Annotated in this window: 10 protein-coding genes; 1 reads left to right on the top strand and 9 read right to left on the bottom strand. The window is 31.6% G+C overall.

Going from position 1 to position 20,707, the window contains the following annotated elements; genetic code table 11:
• Window positions 1–88: 88 nt before the first annotated feature.
• The gene (locus KM029_RS23010) at window positions 89–334 is read left to right on the top strand and encodes a hypothetical protein (RefSeq protein ID WP_144076152.1); all 246 of its coding nucleotides are present in this window, start codon (window positions 89–91) and stop codon (window positions 332–334) included.
• 96 nt (window positions 335–430) lie between these two features.
• Here the strand turns inward: KM029_RS23010 and KM029_RS23015 are convergent, their stop codons facing one another.
• The 9 genes from KM029_RS23015 to KM029_RS23055 all read right to left on the bottom strand — a co-directional run bounded on the left by KM029_RS23015 (window position 431) and on the right by KM029_RS23055 (window position 20,685).
• Window positions 431–1,258, bottom strand: a complete 828-nt coding sequence (locus KM029_RS23015; RefSeq protein ID WP_144076153.1) for a Cof-type HAD-IIB family hydrolase — start codon at window positions 1,256–1,258, stop codon at window positions 431–433.
• Between the two features lie 102 nt (window positions 1,259–1,360).
• Window positions 1,361–3,499: an erythromycin esterase family protein gene (locus KM029_RS23020; protein ID WP_144076154.1), complete on the bottom strand. Its 2,139-nt coding sequence runs from the start codon at window positions 3,497–3,499 to the stop codon at window positions 1,361–1,363.
• A 137-nt stretch (window positions 3,500–3,636) separates the two neighbouring features.
• Window positions 3,637–5,838, bottom strand: coding sequence for a caspase family protein (locus KM029_RS23025; RefSeq protein WP_144076155.1), 2,202 nt, complete (start codon window positions 5,836–5,838; stop codon window positions 3,637–3,639).
• Window positions 5,839–5,843: 5 nt separating this feature from the next.
• Complete coding sequence (locus KM029_RS23030; protein WP_144076156.1) at window positions 5,844–8,174, bottom strand: hypothetical protein; 2,331 nt, start codon at window positions 8,172–8,174, stop codon at window positions 5,844–5,846.
• Between the two features lie 17 nt (window positions 8,175–8,191).
• Complete coding sequence (locus KM029_RS23035) at window positions 8,192–10,315, bottom strand: OmpA family protein (RefSeq protein ID WP_158631193.1); 2,124 nt, start codon at window positions 10,313–10,315, stop codon at window positions 8,192–8,194.
• A 60-nt stretch (window positions 10,316–10,375) separates the two neighbouring features.
• The gene (locus KM029_RS23040) at window positions 10,376–11,920 is read right to left on the bottom strand and encodes a DUF4384 domain-containing protein (protein ID WP_144076158.1); all 1,545 of its coding nucleotides are present in this window, start codon (window positions 11,918–11,920) and stop codon (window positions 10,376–10,378) included.
• A 139-nt stretch (window positions 11,921–12,059) separates the two neighbouring features.
• A complete protein-coding gene (locus KM029_RS23045) occupies window positions 12,060–15,947 on the bottom strand; it encodes a hybrid sensor histidine kinase/response regulator transcription factor (protein WP_144076159.1) in 3,888 nt (1,295 codons plus the stop codon).
• 117 nt (window positions 15,948–16,064) lie between these two features.
• On the bottom strand, window positions 16,065–17,909 hold the full coding sequence (locus tag KM029_RS23050; RefSeq protein ID WP_144076160.1) for a COG1470 family protein: 1,845 nt from the start codon (window positions 17,907–17,909) through the stop codon (window positions 16,065–16,067).
• 13 nt (window positions 17,910–17,922) lie between these two features.
• Window positions 17,923–20,685: a sulfatase-like hydrolase/transferase gene (locus tag KM029_RS23055; RefSeq protein WP_144076161.1), complete on the bottom strand. Its 2,763-nt coding sequence runs from the start codon at window positions 20,683–20,685 to the stop codon at window positions 17,923–17,925.
• Between the last annotated feature and the right edge of the window lie 22 nt (window positions 20,686–20,707).

Here is a 20,707-nt window from a genome sequence, read left to right on the forward strand (position 1 = left end):
TAGCACTTCATATTCGATTGATTTTTAGAGAATAAATAAGATTTTTATAGTATACATAAAATATCAAATTTTAAACTTTAGTTTTAGTATGAAAGTTACACATGAACAAGCCGAAGGAGCTATTAAAGCAATTATTGAAATGGTAAACAAAAGAGGTGCGTCTATTGGAGATTATGTTGAAAACTTTAATAATCACTTTAGCTACTATTATAAAACATCTTTAGGAAATGGAAGCATTTCTTTGGTTACTGTAAAAGAAAAAGCAATTGATGGTTTAGAACCATCTGAAGAAACATTAACTTTAATACGACAGAACTTTACTTTTGATGAGTAAGCTGTCGTTAATTATTCATAGTAATTACGAAACGTAAAAAAGGCTAAAGAAATAGATTTTTCATTTCTTTAGCCTTTTTTTGAGAAAATGATTCTTTTAATTAAAAACCATTTGTTCTTTAAGTAGATATTGCTCTACTACTTCAGCCACTCCGTCATCGTTGTTAGATGATACAATAACATCAGCTTTGTCTCTTAATTCTGGTGTTACATTATCAACCCAAACACCCAATCCTGCAAATTCTACCATAGAAAGATCGTTTCCTGCATTACCAACTGCAATAACTTCTTCTTGCTTAATTCCTGTAAATTCGCAAAGTCTTTGAATAGTAGCTGCTTTATCTATTCCATTTTGAGTAACTTCTAAGAAGAATGGTTTAGAAAAAGAGCAATTTAAATTTGGAAATTCTTTTACCAATAATGGTTTTATCGTTTTTAAATAAGTAGGGTCTTCTAACATTATACACTTAACCGCATCAAAATCAGTTGCTTTTTTAAAGTCTCCTACCTGATCAAAACGCATTTTAGTAATATCAATTTCAACCTGAATAAACTCAGAGTGAGATTCACTTATAATACTATCATTTGTATATGTGATAATATCAACATTATTTTTTTTCGCAAAATCTGATAATGCATGGATATCATTTTTTGATAGACTTTGAGAGAACATTATACTCTCGTCTACCATATCTATTAAAGTTCCACCGTTATAAGAAATGATATAAGAACCGAATGTATCTAATTCTAAATCTCTTGCAAACTCTATCATAGCAGGTGTTGGTCTGCCAGAAGCTAAAACAACTTTAATTCCATTTTCTTGTGCTTTTCTAAGCACAGATTTATTTCTATCCGAGATGGTATGATCGTCTCTTAATAAGGTATCATCCATATCAAGGACTAGCATTTTATATCCTAAGTTCATTTTTTTGTCATAGTTCGTTCAAAAGCACACTAATAGCATGCATAGTTACTAGAATAATTTTAAAATTGCTGTTAATGCATTAAAAAGTTAGTTATTAATGTTTTATTTAAAAGGCTTTGGGGGCTTATCAGTTAATTTATATGTTGTTTTTGATACTATATTTTTCCCTAAATTTGAATGAACCTCATGCTTAGATAAATAATAAAAACCATTGGTTTTCTTATAGTAAAATGTTTCGTGTGAAAACTGTTTGTTTTTTAAATTTAACTCGTGAAAATTATCAGTCATGATATTTATATCGTTACGAGGGTTGTAAATAGTATTTATAACAGCTTTAGTAATAGCATAATTTGAGGCATTGACATATAATTTTCCTGAATAATTTTTTATATCAATAAAATCATCTCCTCCTGTGTTTTTGTAACCAGGGTTTTCGGCTTTAAAATAAACTACATAATGTAATTTTTTATTTATATACTCGTTTTCTTGTAGTATAAATTGATAGTTATGTTTTGAGTTTAAAAAATTATGATGTCTAACATCAATTATATCTTTTAAATTTTGAGATCCAGTTCCAATTATAAAATTTGAATACCTTAAACTATCAAGTTCTTGTTCTGCTACACATGTAATGGATGTATCATTTTTAATATACCTCCATTCATCAACTTTGAACATTAATCTAGTAACATAATTTAAATCTGAATAACCATTAGGATCAATTTCATCGTACAGTCTCCTTTTTAGTATTTTATTGTCTGTTTCATTTATTAATTCATTTTCAGCTGCTAGGACAAACCCTTCTTGATTATAATTTTTAGAGATGTTTTTACGAACATTCTTCATTATTTTTTTTGCACTGATGCCTTTAGAATAAATTTCAACTTCACCTAGAATACGACTATTTTCATTTAAAAATAGAGTATCATTAAGGCTTGAGGTATCAATCGTTTTTGGTTCATAGCCAATGCCACTAAGTGTGATTATTTCTTTTTTACTATTCAAGAAATTATACTCACCATTAATATCGCAAACACCAATTAATTTATTCTTATCATTTAATATATGGAGGTAGGGGATTCCTTGTTTTGTGTTTTGGTCAGCAAAGGTGACATTGGTATAGTCACTAATATTGTGGATTAAAAATAAACCATCAAATACATTACTCCAATCGAATGTTATATTCGTATTTAAATCATATGCATAGCTACTAAAGTTTGATTTTTCATTCAAGGATTTATAGCCATATTTAAAGTTTTTTTTGTGGAAAGATTTTTCAATTGAAGGAGTTATTGTATACATGTCATCAAATCCAGTAATTGCTAAAATAAATACAGACTTATCTCCATATTTTTCAGTAATTCTTTCCCCCATTGGTTTATATTTTTTGGATTCAGAGGGATCCATAAATTTTGTATCTTTTGCAAAATGACCATTTGCACCAATACAGATTATTTTTTTATTAGGGTAATTGTTGCTTAACCTTTCAAGGTTCTCTGCCATTAAAGAGTCTCTTGTGTTACTATTGTAAGCTTTAAAAGTATCATTCGTTAAGGTATCAATATGATCTCGATAATAATCTTCAATTAAGCTATTAATATTTGATAAAGTAGCTATTAAAAAATCACGTCTTTTTATATCAATTTTTTGATCTTTATTAATTACCTCAAACAGTTTTTGATGAATAGAGTGTAAATCAGAATAAGTAACTCCCTTTTTTGGAATATATGTTTCTCCAACTTGAATTACTGCTTCTTCCCACAATTCATAATTCTGTATTTGATCATGATATTTATTAAAGTCACCTGAAATATGTGGCCTTAAATTTCGATTTGTAAATTGGTTATCAAAACCTCTTATTTTAATATCTCTATCATCAAGGAAATTAACTAAAGTATCGAAATTAGAATGTTGTGTCCATATAGGAAAAATATTGCTTTTATACTCTGCTGATTTAGAAGCTCCTTTTTCAATATTTTCATTAGCTTTTTCAAGGTTATAATAACTACTTTCAAAGGTAACCATATTATATCCCATAGAATCGACTAAGTATTTAATAATATCTATCTGTGTATCGAAAATTTTCTTATATCTATGATTTGCTTCTCCTAAAAAAACAAACTTTGTATCATTCGAGATTTCGTTTTTCAAAAATGAAAAATCATTCCTTTTAACAGGAGTTACGGTCTGTGCGAAGATCGAAAAAGGAATTAAGACTAGAAATATTATTAATGTTTTCATTATTTAGTAAAGGTCTGTGTTACATATATGACATTTTGATGAGTATTTAGGTTAATTTATAGTTGTTAAAAATTGCAAAATCCCCTTTTAGATATTAACTATCTAAAAGGGGATTTTTTTTTATTGAGTATGTAAATTTACTTCCCTTCTTCAATAGTAGGGCTTGCCTTTAAATGAAAGATATATTCTCCGCCTTCATGACCAACATTTCGTAATGGTTTACCTTGTGGTTCTTGCATTGTATTACTCATTACTGTTTGCCTTACATATAATGCGATACTTGAAATTGTCAGTTTTTCTATCGTATTGTTTACTAGGTATTTTGTCAAATAATGATTGAATGGACTATGTTCTCCTGCATTACCATCAGATACTTCTGTTAAACCACCAGATGATAATCCCCATCTCGATTTAAAGTTTTCTACGCGTTCTGCGTACATCATACCTCTTGATTTTGTGGCAAATAAAGAACCAGAGAAACACGCATCTGCTATTAAAAGCGTATGTTTAGTATTTAATCCTTTAATGTAATTCAGAATTGTGGTGTTCGATAAATAAGAAGACATATCATCTTGAGACATTGCAGCACTTGCTGGTACCCAATAACCTTCTTGTGTGAAATCGTCGTAATAACCATGACCTGAATAATAGATTAGAAGTTTATCTTCTTCACCAATTTTAGTATTGATCTCCCTTACCATCTTCGAAATATTTGATTTAGTAACATCACCGTTATAAATCTCAAAAACATTCTCTTTATCGTAGTGGTAGTAAGTGGTTAAAACGTCTTTAATTTTTTTTGCATCGTTTACTGCATTTACTAATGGAGTCCATTGTTGATAATCGTTACATGCAATTAACAATAAGTAGTTTTTACCCTGTTGTACTGTTTTTACAGCAACTGCAGGAGTAGAAGCAGTAGATTCAGATTGGTCTAAGTTCAATACAAACTCTTGCATATCTGATCGGTTATTCAGAGAATCTTGAATCATTACTCTAAACTTATTCTGAGGAGCTTTAATTGTTTTAAACCCTCTAGATACTGCATTAGGTTTTTCGTAGTGCACAGAAATTTCAACCTGAACACCTTCACCTGGTCCTAAATCTTTTATTTCTACTGCTCTATCAAATGATAAACCAGGAACAGACATTGTTGGTAATAACTTTACTATAGGTTTTACAGCAGCTCCTTTACCCCAATTATCAACTCTTAATTTTATTTTCCCAGAACCCCCTTTTGATAAAGTTGTCACACCTCCTTCATATTCAAAAGCCAAATCAGACATCATTAATTCTGCAGGTGCAGACGGAACATTTGCTGGTTTTGGTACAACAGCAACAGGAGTACTTGGTGCTGATGGAGCAACAGTAGGCGTAGGAATAGGTTGTGTAGAAGCAGGAGTACTTTCAGAAATTGTAATACTTTCTTGGGCAAAACCTGTAGTTGGCGGAATTAATCTTTCTGTAGAGGTTATTGCTAATGTTTCTCTTACATTGTCCATGTGGTCTATTAAAACCAACGTTGTTTGTAAGAATTCAAATGCATCTGTGGCATTTTTATCTCCAGAAGCAGCCTTATCTATATATGGTTTTGCCATTTTTAAAAGCTCGGTAGCTTTCATATTATAAGCAAGACTAGATTTTTCAAAATCTTCTAGAGATAGTTCATTAATCTTATTGATTTCTGCAACAGCTTGGTTGTAAAAAACAGTACCCAAGTTATAATTAGCATCAAGATGATTTATGTCTAAAGTAGTAGCGATTTCATAATTATCAATTGCTTTTTCAATAGCACCTGTATTCTGATAGATCACGCCAAGTGTATAAGCAAATTCTGGATTTTCACTTGTAGGCACTATTCTTTCTAGTAATTTTTGAGCTTCTTCAATTTGATTATTCTCAAAATAAGTAGCTAATAAAGGACCGGCATAAGCATCGCTATTATTTGGATATTGATTAACGCCAATTTTCAATAATTTTACCAATTCTTCTCCTTCTGCATTAGTTACAGCACTCATAAACATAATTTCTGAGTACTCATTAAAAGCAGGGGATGTGTATTTAAATACCGATGTAAACTCTTCTTTTAATTGTTCAAAAGAGTCGTTATTATTGGCATAAGCAGCAGATAGTGCTCCTTCTAAATATGCTACAGAATCAGTAGGTAATGTTTCTTTAGCTTTAATGAAATCTTGTAATGCATTTTGGAACTCATCTATTTCGTACCAATCACGTGCATTTTTCATGTGTTTTTCCCAGATTTCTTCTACACTTTGTGCTTGTGTAAGAAACGGAAATAACAAGAAAAGGAAACAGTTTAAAATTACTTTATATTTCATCTTAATTATTGGATATTCTTTTCTACAACTTTTAAATTATTTGCTTTCAGTGTTACCAAAATAATATCTCTATTACTAAAGTCTGCGTTAGGGTCGTAAGCACCTTTTACACCAATAATATTTATAGTATTATCAAAATCAGTTAGTGCAAATGTGGCTTCGTATGGTGAGGTAGATTTAAGTATAGTAGCATCTAAAGGCTTTCCAAACGCATCTAATTTTAATAGTGCTGTATTAAACTGACCAAAAGTTTCTGACGTTGCTGTTAAAGTTGCTTTACCATCTAGTGTAGCAAGTTTATTTACGTTAGCAACAAGAATGTAACTACTTGGCATGCCGATTATATCGTTTATCATACCTTTCATCATAAACTCAGAATTCCATATTAACTCTCCATCCATTCTTACATTTTGAATAGATAAAGTATCATAATGTTGAAGATTATTTTTAGATTTCCCTTTATAAGCAATTAAATAACTTTTTTGCTCTTGTAAAAAGTTGAATGCTCTTGGGTAACGAGCTGTACTTAATGGTTGCTCATGAATAACTTCTCCAGAAGATAAATTAACCACACCAACCTTAGAGCTTAACGACATATCTACTGCTTCTGTTTTAATACCTTGAACGGCCATTAAGACATGTAACATTCCACTTTTAATCCTGATTGATGGAATATCTATGGTAGGAATACCTTGATATTCTTTTCTATTATAATTAAATGCTTTTACCCAAGTAATTTTTTGAGTAGAATCTAGGTCGGCAACAAAAACACCAAATTCTTTTTCGTTATTAATAGTACCAATTAAGAGTTTGTGATTGTTTTTATTAGGGCGTACATACATAGTGGTGTATTTACGTTTACCGAATAAATTTTTATCAGAAACTGGAGTAACAGAAATTGAATCTTTTTTGTAAGGAATAAACTCTGCCTTTTCTACAGGTACTTTAGAGAAATAAGTAACAACAAGCTCTTTTAAAAGCTTTTCTGATTGTACCGTTTGATCTGCAATAAATTGTTTTTCATAAGTGATATACGACGGTAAGTTATCGTTGTATTTCATTTTATAAAAATTTGCATGCTTAATGTAGCCAATATCAGCAGAAGATGTATGAATGTTATTTAATGCTTTACTTGCTTTTAAACTCTCTGTCCACACTTCAGCCTGAGATCGAATGTATTTTAAATCGACCTTATTACCATTAAATTGTATATTAGAATAAGCAATTTGGTTTAATAGATTGACTTTCTGTTCTTTATATTTGAATATCTCTACTGGATAAGCACTCGGATCGTATTTTTTTATTTTACCAATTTTACGAGAATCTAAATAGAATCGATCTTCTGAAGGGGAAGAAGTAGCTTGTTTTTGCTGAATTATTTTATCTAATTCTGTATCGTAACTATCTACTAACAACCTCATGTTTACAATTTCAGCTTGGTAATATGCAAGAACATCATCATGCCATTTCGCATAATCCCATAAGTCAATTTCCATTGTTAGGAAAGAGGTTCTTGTTAAGCCATGAATTCTATAATTCTCAATTGGTTTAATTGTGTATTCTTGCGTGTATCCTTCAAAAGGGTGGATAGTTGCTGCTGCTTTATAGAGTGCAAAATATTCTAAAGACTTTTCATAGTGCATTTTCATGGTAGCCAATTTTGGGAAAAGGCTATCATTTTCTGCCATTATATACAAATCTTTAATAGTAGAATATGTACCACAAACATCTCTAAAAATCTCGTTTGCAATTAAGTATTCATTAATAGAAGCCTTGAAGTTCATGTAAATACTATCTACTTCAGATTTTTGAAGTGCTAAAACTTCTTTACGTCTTTCTAATTCCTTATTAATATGGAGTAAAGAAACTTTTTCGTCTATTGTTTCAGCATTGGCAGGGAATTTAAGAAATTCCATGTAATAACGCTTACCTTTCTTTTTTACTTCTTTTTCGTCTAAACGAGCCTGAAACTCATTAATATATTGCAATGCAGAATCACAAGTAGAATGTATTGCGTGATATTCTCTTAAAACGTCAAACTCGTCAATTCTTTGGAAGTAATATTCACTAATTTGAAATATAGGACTTACCTCGAAAGGTTGATATTGTCTAATTTTTTTTAAATCCTGTAATATTGGATCTTCAATTCTAGTATCAAAAGAGGGTTTGATTAATGGGAAGTATTTCTTGTAATCAATGTCTTCATACTTTAATCTCTCGGCTTTTGTTACCTCATCTTCTTCTACCTTTTCTGTTTGGGCTGTAACTGATAAAACAACACCAAATACACCAATTAGGAGCAAAGAAATATATTTATTTAAGGATAATGATTTCATAATGTTTGCTGTCTTTATTAGTTGTTGATAGAAAGAACCATTAATTCTACTCTTCTATTTTTGGCCTTATTCTCTTCCGTATCATTTGTAGTTGATGGTTGAGATTCTCCATATCCTCTAGGGGCAAGTCTTGCTCTAGGAATATTGAATTGCATAACATACATGGCTACAGTTTGTGCTCTACTTTCAGATAGTTTCTGATTATAATTTTCAGCCCCTACATCATCAGTATGTGCGGCAAGTTCAACAACAATGTTTGGGTTATCCTTCATTAGCTTAACCAAACGCTTTAATTCTTTGTAAGAACTTTCTATAATTTCTGAAGAATTAGATTCAAATAGAATGTCTTTTAATGGTAGCTTCGTATTTGGCTTTAACTCGGTAAGTGCAACATCAAAGTTTTTCTTTTTACCCGCTTTTAGTTTAGAAGAGAAGAAAGAATACCCTCTAGGACTACGTACTTCAACTTGATAATTTGCACCATCTCTAACTTCAACTTTATATTTACCATCGGCCCCCATTTCTGCAGGAATGGCAATACGTTCGTCTGTTTCTGTGTTGTATAAGAAAATCATTGCTTCTAATCCTTCTTGTGTTGCGGCATCGGCAATGTTAAACTCTAATTCTACTTTATTTGGGGCTAATTCAATAGATTTTTGGAACTTTTGATAAAGTACAAATGAGCTTAAATCAAAATTAAAAACAGATGGCTTAAAGTTATTTTTTGAGATTGTTAGCTCATATTTATCACCAATTGGCAACATGAGGTGTTTTACATTCTCTTTTTCAATAATTTCAATATCAGTAATAATTTCTTGAGTAGTTAAACTTTTGATTTGTATATCGGCATTGATTAATTCCATTAAATCCGCATCATAAATTTCTAACTCTAAATCAGTACGGTCAAAAAGTCCAATATCTTTATTAATTTGTTTGTATTCTTCTAGTTCCGTTAAATCTTCCGAGAAGATAATATTAGAATAGCCTTCTGCATTTACGCTCGCTTCGTAGTCAATTCCTTCTGTTAATACTAAAGCATACTTACCATCTTCGGCAACGGGTAAATCAAATAGTTTTTCTGTTGTAGATCTATCCCTTACACTAATAGTTGCAGATACAGGTGAGTTATCATCGGTATTAAATACCTTACCTTGGAAAGTTACGTTTTTATATAGCCTGAAATGTTCTGGTATAAAAGCAGTAAATATATCTTCCTGCCCTTTCATATTTGGGTATTTCTTTAAAACCTTAGGGTCAACCTCTCCATCATTTAGGAAATAGAGTGTTTCTCCAGATGCAGAAATAGAAGCATATAAATCGTCTCTTTCAGTATTTACAAAATCTAAGTTTACAGGTTCAGACCATTCTCCATTAAAACCTAATTTAGACATCCATAAATCGTATTTTCCTTTACCTCCTGCACGAATAGAAGAGAATATTAAAGAACGCCCATCTGATAAGATTCTAGGGGCCTTTTCACAACCTAAATTAATAGGAGCAGGTAATAATACAGGTTCTCCCCAATTTCCTTTTTCATCTTTCTTAGCTACTTTAATACTAAAACAACTACTACCTAAAGAGTTTGTACTTACAGTATCGAAACAAATAAAATACATACTTTGCCCATCTGCACTAACACTTGGGAAACCTTCATAAAGTGCTGTATTAATAGGAGCTCCAATATTTTTAGGAGAACTCCATTTATCACCAATACGAGTTGAATAGAAAATATCTTCTGAACCTAAACTCTCTTTAAACGAGGCAAAATAATAAAGTGTGTTACCATCATAAGAAATCGAAGGACCACCAATTAAGTCATTCGCTTCACCATAATTATTGATGCTATCTAAAGATACTGGGTCAGTCCATGTAACACCATTATCAGGTGTTGTTGTTTCATAAATTCCCCAACGGTTATTTTCTCCCATATTTGCTTGAAAAATCATGATATTTCCTTCAGCATTTAGGGTAGGAGCGTATTCTCTAAAACTACTAGAACTTACATTGTCTGGTAATTTTTTATACTCTCGTTGAGCTAGTAGAAGTGATTGGCATGTAAAGAATAAAAAACAAAAAACGATAGTACTTTTAACGAGTAGTAGATGTTTGTTGTTCTTTTTCTTAATCATACTCTTATTCATCGCACAGGTATTCATAAAAAATAGAATTGTAACTTTGTTGAGTTTATTTATCTGTAGTATTTACTGAGCTGGTAATGTTGTTATTACAACACGTTTCTCCGAAAAAGCAATTTCTTTTTGTGAATCTTCCGATTGAGTTTGACTTAAGTTTCTATTCTTAGCATTAATTGTCTGTAAATCATCTTGAATGATTGACATTCTATCGTACTGCACAACATTAAGTGGTTCAAAAGGGATATCGGTACGTGCAAATGCTTGTAATGTTTCTACCCCAAATGGAGCAGAGCATTCAAACTCTTGACTTACTTTTATCATTTTATTTACTTGATCTGGAGATATCTTATAATTGTCTTGAAGTAATATTTTTGTACCATCTGCCATATGGTAAATAAAACGTACAAAACAAGGTCTGTTTGCTTTTACATACAACGACATTCTCTCTCCTTGTGTAAACAGTGTGCTTGTGTTCCCCTTATTTGTAAGTACATCCATACTTAAACCAGAGTTTTCTACAGTGTTAGAAAGGAATTGTTGCTGTGTTGATACTGCTTGCGAAAGGTTTTGAGGTTTATAGTCGCTCTCTGAAAGTGTAGATTTTAAAATTTGACTTTCTGAACTGCCAATTACACTTCCACTTTCATTTTCTCTTAATATGGAGATGATTGAGAGGTGATCTTTCTTTTCCCAAACAGTACCAGTAATTGTATATTTTGAAGGGCTAATACCTCTTGTATTCTTAACTACGAATTTATTTTCTTTCCCTAAATCAAGTGATAACCTTTGAAACAATTCTCTAGAAAAACGACTACCCATTTTTGTGTCTTCAAAGGTAAAGCACTCTAAGTTAACAGGCTGTTGAGATAATTGAAGTTGATCACTTAAAGTCATAGAAATATCAGCTGAAAGTTCTGAAACTGTATTAATATTTCTATTGTTTAATGTATTTAGAAGTGTAGATACCTCAGTTTCTTTTGCTAAAAAATCTTCGTAGTCAATACTAATAGCCTGTCCTAAAGTGATAGAAACGGTATAAATTTCTTCTATTTCTCTAATGATAGGTAATAATCTGTTTAGCTCTTTTTTTGCGAGCATAGTATTACCAGTTGCATTATTATTTTTTGCTTGATTTAACGATGATGAAAGTTTACTAGTAAGTGCAGTAAGTTTTGTTTGATTAACCTTAATGACTTCTGCAATGTTGGCATAAACTAAAACATATAGCGTAAGATTTTTCTCGTCGTAATAGTGTTTTTGTTGTACTCCATTAATATTGACTTTAGAAAATGAAGTACTGTTTTGCTTAAAGTTTTCGAAAGAGGCTCCCGAAGCATTACCAATATCCATTTTACTTACACTTTCGATCTTAACATATACACCCTCGGCAAGTTCAACTTTAGCCAATTGTGTAAGCTCTTTTCTTGCTTCTTGCACCCCTTCTTTGGGTACATTTTCTTTTACCTGCCAACCAACAAGAAACTTATCTCTAGGGTAAGTTGCATTTCTTTCTGCATAATTTATCCATGTAGGTTTCTGATCTTTTGCAAATACTAGAAAACTAAAAAACAATAAAAGGAGTAGTAAAGAATAATTTTTTATAGTCTGCATTACTTAGTAAAAAATGTAGTATATAAGAGCAACTACAAAATTAACTTTTTTTTTGCATCATCGATAATAAACGTAAATAAATTCCTTAAAAAATCCATTTTTAACATGAAAAGACTTTTCAACCGGTAACAAAGCCCTTTTATGTACTTTGTTTTTCCCCTTGTTTTAGGAACTCACTAGGTGACATTCCAAACTGTTTTTTAAATACAGTACTAAAATATTTGGGGTCAGAATAGCCACTTTCATATGCAATTGTACTGATACTTTCAGTAGATTCTATCAATAATTTTTTAGCGTGATTTAGGCGTTTGTGCTGAATATATTCTTTTGGCGATAACTTAGTAAGTGCCTTTAACTTTCGGTATAACACAGGTCTACTCATACCAATATCCTTACAGATTTCCATCACGTTATAATTCGGGTTCATCAAATTAGTATCAATAAGTTCATCAATATCTAACAAGAATTTATTGTCTATAGAATCCGTTTTTGCATGAATTTTTTCTATTACAATTCCTTTTTGAATTTTATTCTGATAGAAGCTACTTAAAGATTTTCTGTTCTCAATTAAACTGATAATCCTGTATTTTAACATACGGATATCGAAAGGTTTAATTACGTAATGATCAGCGCCATGCATATAACCTTCTGCTTTATACATTGATGCATTTAAAGCAGTTAATAAGATAATTGGTAGGTGGGAAGTCTCTATATTTCCTTTGATTTTATCGCAGAGTTCGTAGCCATTCATAATTGGCATCATTACATCACTTAATACGAGATCAAAATCATGTTCGAGTAATGCCTCATAGCACTCTTTACCGTTTTCGTAAACCTCAATAGTAAAGCTATCTGATAACGAAGTTTTGATGAATGCTCTTAATTCTGCATTGTCTTCTGCCACTGCAATTCTGTAATCGTACTTTTCTTTGTCTTTCTCAGAAAACTCTTCGCCATAATGCGAAATTTCACTTGGTACAGTATCACTTAAAATACCATTTACTTTTAGAGGAAGTTCTAAAAAGAAGGTTGTTTGCTGGTTTTCTTCACTTTCAAAATGAAGTTTACCACTCATCATAGCCGTGTATTTATACGATAAAACAAGACCAATTCCACTACCAACTTTATGATTTTTCATTACATTTTCTGCTCTATAAAAGCGCTTAAAAATGTGTTTCTGATTTCCTTTAGGAATACCAATTCCGTGGTCTTGAATGTTGAATTTAAGGGAGTTAGCTTCTTTTTCTAAAGTAATCGTAATCGTATCCTTTTCTTTAGAGTATTTGATAGCATTAGAGATAAGGTTATAAATTATTTTCTCTACTTTATCAAAATCTAACGTTACAATTAATTTTTCTTCTTTTGTAGTAATTGCTATTGTAATCCCTTTCTTTTGGATTAGTGGTTCAAAATCTCTAATCAGTACCTTAGTTAGGTCTAATAGATCAAATGTTTTGATGTGTAATTGTTCATTTATTTCATTAACTCTTTCATAGTCTAAAAGTTGAGTAATTCTCTTATTTAGACGTGTTAAGTTACTTCTAACCATGCTCATTAAACGCGTGGCAGATGCATCTAGGTCTGTATCTTCTTCTAATTTTTGAAGAGGCCCTTGCATAAGTGTAAGTGGCGTTCTTAGTTCATGGGCAATTTCAGCAAACATTGCATTCCTTGCTTTTAGGTGCTTTTGCTGAACGTTATCATGGTACCATTGATATACCAAATATAGTAGAATTATTGCACCAATAAGGTAGAATAAATACGCCCAAGTAGTTTTCCAGAAAGGAGGTTTTACACTAATAATCAATGATCTAGAAGACAACTCTTTAATTTTTCTACCAGAATAAAGCTTAATTTTTAAGTCGTATGTACCATAAGGTAAATTCTGATAACTAATTTCTTTTGTATTACTTCTTCTATTAAAATTATTGTCAAAACCATCTAATTTCCAACTATATAAAAGGTTATCATCGTCGTACTCTGTAGAGGTAATTTCTAATTTGAAACTTTTATCAGGATGGTTTAAAGTAATTTCTGTGGCGTGTTCAATAGTATTTGTAAGCGTCTCGCTATTAATAGGAGAAACTTTTTTACCATCAATTTCTAATTCGTTAAAGAAAATATGATGTTTCTTTTTTAAGTCTTCTTTAAAGTTTAATGGAAACTGATAAAAACCATCATAAGAACCAATTATTAAAGAGTATTTATATCTAGAAGAAGCACCTTGATGTGCCTCAATTTGTTTTACAATTTCTTGTGTTTCAGATGGAGTATTTGATTTATGATCGTAGGTAAAACTAATAATTGAGTTATCTCCCATCACAATAAACTCTTTAAACCCAGTGTTTAATATTTGGGTAACATGATTAGGCAACCTTTTTCCCTCTTTAATATTAAGTTTATCAAGTGTTTTATTTTCCGTATCCATTCTAAATAAACCATTCGATTCTGTACCAATTAAATAGTACCTTTCATCTATAGGAACAATAGACGTAACAGATCTGTTTTTTAGTGGAATAATTAGCTTTTTTTCTTTTCTGTTTATAGCAAATATACCATCGTGGTTAGAAACATAAAGTGTAGCGCTTTTACTATTGTATAGTATGTTAGATACACTATTAATAGGTAGCATGGTAAAAGAATTATTGCTTAAATCCATTTCAAAGGCTAAGCCTTTTACCAGTTTAAACCACATTTTGCTACCGTAAAGCTGAGTCTGAATAATAAATTTACTACTGTATTTACTTCCATCAGCTGTAAAAGACTTAATTGTTTTCTCTATCGCAAAGTTGTTTCCATTTATATAAAATAAGCCGAATCCATAACTAGACACCCAAAAATTACCTTGTCTATCTTCTTGAATATTATTAATGACAAAGCTCTCGTTTCGCTTAAATTTTTTGATAAAATGATTGGGTTTTAGAAACTTCTTCTTGCCATTTTTATCACGAATTACTATTCCTTTATCTGTTCCTAACCAAAGTCTTTTCTTACTATCTGTAAAAGAAGTAAATCCACTTTGAGCATGTACGTTAGGCTCTGGATCAATATTAATTTTTCTAAGATAAGGTTTATAAGGATTGTGTAAAAATAGCCCTCTTCCAAAAGAGGAAATCCATAACCTTTGGTACTGGTCTATATCAATTTTATTAATAGGTAAACCGTGGAGTAATTTAAAGCTAGAATTGTCCGCTTCATGGCCATCTAGATCAAAAACAAGCATTCCGTAACCATCAGTACCTGCTACAACTTTATTTTTAAAGATCTTTAGCTCACTAATTTTATAATCAATATTGTTTTTTATATGCTGTATAGCATTGTTTTTAATCTGGTAGATTCCCTTATTATATGTTCCTATCCAAATTGTATTATCAGAACTTTTAAATAAACAAGTAATACCTGCTCCTCTTAGGTTATTACCATAAAGTTGAAAATCTACAAGTTCATCATTTTTAATTAGCTGTAAACCATTAGGGCTAGCAATTAGAATCCCCTGACTTCCGTAATCACAAGTAGATGTAATTCTCTTTTTTATAAATATTTTTTTTGATGAGTCAGTTTCGGGGTTCCATATCACAAGCATTTGCCATGAAAAGAAATAGTACTTTCCATTTTTTTCTAGAATACTGGTAACAGCCTTTTTATTTGCAAAGTTCTTGATTTTAAACTGTTTGAATTCATCTAAAAGGCTATCGTATTTAAAAGCACCAAATTGATTATGTAGCCAGATATCCTTTTTGCTATCAATAAAAATCCCAGAATTATTTTTATAATAATGGATTTCTTCTTTGTCGTTTGTTACTACATTATAGGTTTTAAAAGTAGTTCCATCAAAACGCTGAATACCGTTAGGTGTAAGTACCCATGTAAAATCTCTATGGTCAGTTTCAATATCATGAACAATATGACTCAATAATCCATTTTGGACATTAAAGTTATCAAATTGGAAAGTCTCATTCCATTGTGCCCAAGCAGAAATAGAAATTATTTGTAGTACTACTATAAAGTGTAAAGCTTTCAATTTCATATAGCTGATATTATTAATTTAGTGCTGTTAATAGAGAATGTTAGTAATGAAGTATTTCAAAAAAAGGAAGAGTAACTTGAATTACCCTTCCTTCCAAATATAGCTTTAATCTATCAATTACTCAATGATTGCGTCATATTTACGATATGTTTTGATTACAATATCAGCTAATGCAAAAGAATGCCCTGTTCTAGCTTTTTCATCAGTAATTTGGTTTTTATGGAAATTCCAAGAGATGTTTAATTTATTACCTTGAATAAATTCTGCAGGAATTGATGTTTCCGAAACAGAAAATTGAGAAGGATCATTAAACCAATTTTTATTTGGATTATCAGCGTTAACCGAACATTCTGTTTTGCAAATTACTGCATTAGTATCTTTTACCCATGTTGCTGAGTGAGGAGTAGCACCATCGTAATTATTACTGTAATTAAGTGATAAGTAATTTTGTGTTTCATCAAGATTTTTGTTGATTCCATTCTTAAATCCAACAATTGCTTCTTTAACGTTATAGATATCTAAAGAAATACTATTGTATGCAATTCTTTCATAGTCTACAAAGTTTTTATCAGCATCTTTATCTCTATTCAACTGAAGTCTAGAATAGTTGAAATCTGCATTCATTCCAAGTCTTGGCACACTAGATGGATCACCACCTTGAAGAAGAACTGTTTGGCGAATAATTGCATCGTCCCATACAGTACCTTCAAAGTTATTTTGGTAAACAATTTCTTCTACTTTCTCGATCACAACTTGTACAAGATTTTCTAATCGCACATCTCCTTCTGGAGTTGTAGCTACCATAGTAATGGCATATGTTGCATCCGCAAACTCTTGATCTTCAGCTATCGAAATTATACCACTTGTTGCATCAAAAGTCATTCCCGTAGGTAATACAGTTTCTAATGCTACTGACGTATTTCTTGGAAGTGAGAATAACTCAGGAGTTAAAGTGTAAGGAGTCCAAGGAGATAGAGTTACCTTATTCTCTGCAAATGTGATCTCCGGTGAGATCTTTTCTACAATTTCTATTTTAATTGCTTCTTCAAATTCGAATGATTGGTTATCTACTACTGCAATTACTGTAACTGTATATTCACCAATTGCATTATTATGGTTTTCTGGAAGTGTAATTACCGCATTTTGATCTATTGATATGCCCGATAAACCACTATTATCTTTAATACTGAAAACAGCACCATCTAAGAAATCTAATTCAGTTGGTGTAGCAGTAATATCGTAATTTCCTTGAATTTTAAAGAAACTAGGTTGGTAAGTCAATACAGGAGCACCGTAAATGTTTACCATTACAATATCTTTTTTAATGGTACTACCTGCTGTAGTATTTGCTTGTACAGTTAAAGGATATTTACCTACTTCTACATATCCTGTTTTTAAGATATGACCGTTTTCTTCATCAATTTCAAAACCTCTTGGAGCTTCTAGTAATTGGAAAGTACCCATTTCTACATTTTCAGCAAAACCTGTACTGTCTAAGTGTGCTACTTCACCTTCAAAATTACGTTCGTAACTAGGAGCAGGGTAAGAATAGAAAAGTTCACCTTCTACATTAGTAACACCCATTGTCCATACTTTAGAAAAGAGCCTTTTACCACTTACGGTAAATGCAGCAACATCTGCATAATATGCTTTATCTAAATCTAAACGTGAGGCATCTATTATAGAAATAACCCCTGTTTCTTTATCTATCGAAGCGTTTTCGTATAAAGTAGAATCTGCAGGGTCATCACTATAGAAATTATCTAAATGGAAATGTACTCCAAATTTATTGTCATATTGAGGGGCATCAGAATCCATAGTTTCTAAAGGATAGAAAATGTTAGATGCATAACTCAAAGAATCCATATATTCTGAACCTACTGTGTTAATAGGGTCATTTTTTTGACAACCTGCTATGGTAACAAGAAGTCCGATAAATGCTGTGTATAGTAACTGTTTCATTTCAAATATCTTTTTAGTTGATAAGTTCAGTCAACTTTAGTTTAATATCATTTGATGCCTCAAGTACCTCAAAATATTGGATGTATGTTTTTCCTTTTTGAGTAATTTCAGCAGTATAAGTACCTTTATGGCCTCTAAATTTTACATTACCTTTACTATCTGATTTAGTCGATAATGAAGTGGTCCATTCGTCAAGTTGTGCTTTCCAAACTTTAGCTTCTGCTCTTGGATTGCCGTCTAAATCAAAGAATGCTTTACGATCTTTACCAAAAGGTGTCCAAACATATAAGCCTTCAACTTGAGGGTGACTGTAATAGATGGTCATCACTTCTTTTGTAATGTCTTTTCTATCTTGTTCTGTAAATTTCTGATATCCAGAATCTACAATTTCAAATTCAGTACCTAACATTGGTAAGCCGTATGCAGCAAATGTGTTTAAACGATCATACAAGTCGGCAGGGTGAATGTGTTGTTTCATTCTAGATTGAAAACCAAGTGCTTCTAATGGTGCACCTTCAGCTAGAATCCCATCAATTACATTTTTATGAAATTTGATATTTCTCTCTGCTGTTTTATATGGTGAAGAAATCACTTTATTTTCATTCAAGTAAAATTTAACCGAAGGGTCTTTTCTTACTTTATCTGCATAGAAAAACCAGTGTGCCCAAGAATTTTGTGTTGTAATATCTTGTACATCATGGCACTCTCTAGGCTCATTAAGTACGTCCCATTCAATTGCATCATAATCTTGTAAGCCATATTTAGTGTAAGCTTCTAAACCTGCAATAACCTTTGTTGTATCTTTTACAGTAAGTTCTTTTTGCAAGTCTTTTGTCATGTTTTTCTTCTTTTCCCATACAAGTGCATGCCCTCTTAAAGAGATATCCTCTTTTGTTAACCAAGTAGTAATATCTTTGCCGTATTTATCAAAAAGTCTTTTATGTTTAATTTTAAAAGCATTTTCAAAACCTGTATGCTCAAACATTGGGACAAAAGCATCTTTATAAATTTGTGCTTTTTCGCCAGCAAACAAGCTAGAGTTAATAATACCGCCAAAACGAAATTGATGACTAGTTTGCTGAATTTTCACTTCTCCTTCAAAAGGTTTCCCTTTCTTATCGAGTACAGTTAAAAGTACTTCACCCTTTCTATTTTTCTCGATACGAGCATTCGCTTCTTCCAACCAGTTATCTGAATTTGATTCAGCTTTTCCTATAGAAAATTCTTTATAATTTCTATCATTTGTGAAGAAATCTAGGAACAAAGCACGCATCATCTCTAACTGTTGTTTGTATGCTTTATCATTTGCTAAATTTCGAGTTTCAAGAGGGTCTTCAGTATAATCATAAAGCTCTTCTGCCATCCTTTTAGAATCTGATAGAGAAGCCTTTTTACGAGGAGCATTGTTGTACCATACCGTATATCTAAGGTTTTCAGATTTTAAAGAATAACCATTTATTTGTCCTCTAGCAATCTGAGTTACAGCGTATTTTTTTATTACTTTTTCAGAACCGTCCAACAAAGGTCTTAAACTTGTTCCTGAAAGTGATGTTGGTGTTGCAATACCCGCCAAATCTGTAAGGGTAGGGTAGATATCTACAAATTCTGTAACACTTTCAACTCTTCTAACAGTTTTTTGAGAAGGATCTACAATTACCATTGGTGAGCGTGTAGCTTGTTCAAAATTTGAATGCTTGTTCCATAAACGATGGTCACCTAAATGCCATCCATGGTCTCCCCAAAGAATTATAATTGTATTCTTATCTAAGTTACTTTCTTTTAGTTGAGTTAATAAACGACCAACCAAAGCATCTACATAAGAAGTTGCTGCATAATAACCATGAATTAATTTACGTTGTCCATCTTCTGATACAACTGCTAAACCATCTTGTTCACTAATATCAATACCTTCTGTTTTGTAGCCTTTCAACTCACTAGAATTGTGATAAGCTTTATCGTAACCACCAACCACTTTTTGTTGAAATTGAGCTAAAGGCACTTCTTTTTCTTGATACATCTCCCAATATTTAGAAGGAGCTGCAAATGGTAAATGCGGACGTTTATAACCTACTGCAAGAAAGAAAGGTTTATCACTATTTTCTAGGTCTTTGATGTATTGAATACCTTGTTCAGTAATAGCACCATCAATATACGCTTCATCTGGCACATCTGCTTTTTCGTAGGCAGGTTTAAATTGTGTTTGAATCCACTTATTGATTTTATTCTTTTTGATTCCCTTCTCAATAGCTTCTTTCCTTAATTCCTTAATACGAGCTCTATTAGCAGGGTCTTGGTAATACGATAAAGATGGTTCACGGTATCCTTCAGGATATTTTAGTTGATTTGGTAAAGTATATGCTGTCCAACTTACTTCATCTTGTTGTTTATCTACTGATCTAGGATCAAAGATTTTACCTACACCATACGTTGTATAACCGTTTTCCTTAAAATATTGAGGAAGCATCACTACGTTTGGACGCTGACTTCTGATTTTTGTTTTTAAATCCCACACACGAACAACATCAGGACGTAAACCCGTTAATAAACTTGCTCTTGATGGGCCACAAACAGCCTGCTGGCAATGATTATTTAAGAACACAGTTCCTTCGTCAGCCAAACGGTCTATGTTAGGTGTAATTGCAAAGTCATCACCAAAGCTACCAATAGTAGGTTTAAGATCATCTATTGCAATAAAAAGTACATTTTTCTTCTCTTGAGCATGGCCTAACGACCATGCTGCTGAGAATATGATTATGCTTAAAATTAATTTTTTCATACTATTGGATAGCTATATATGA

Origin of the sequence: Flammeovirga kamogawensis (assembly GCF_018736065.1) — a bacterium.
Taxonomy (GTDB): domain Bacteria; phylum Bacteroidota; class Bacteroidia; order Cytophagales; family Flammeovirgaceae; genus Flammeovirga; species Flammeovirga kamogawensis.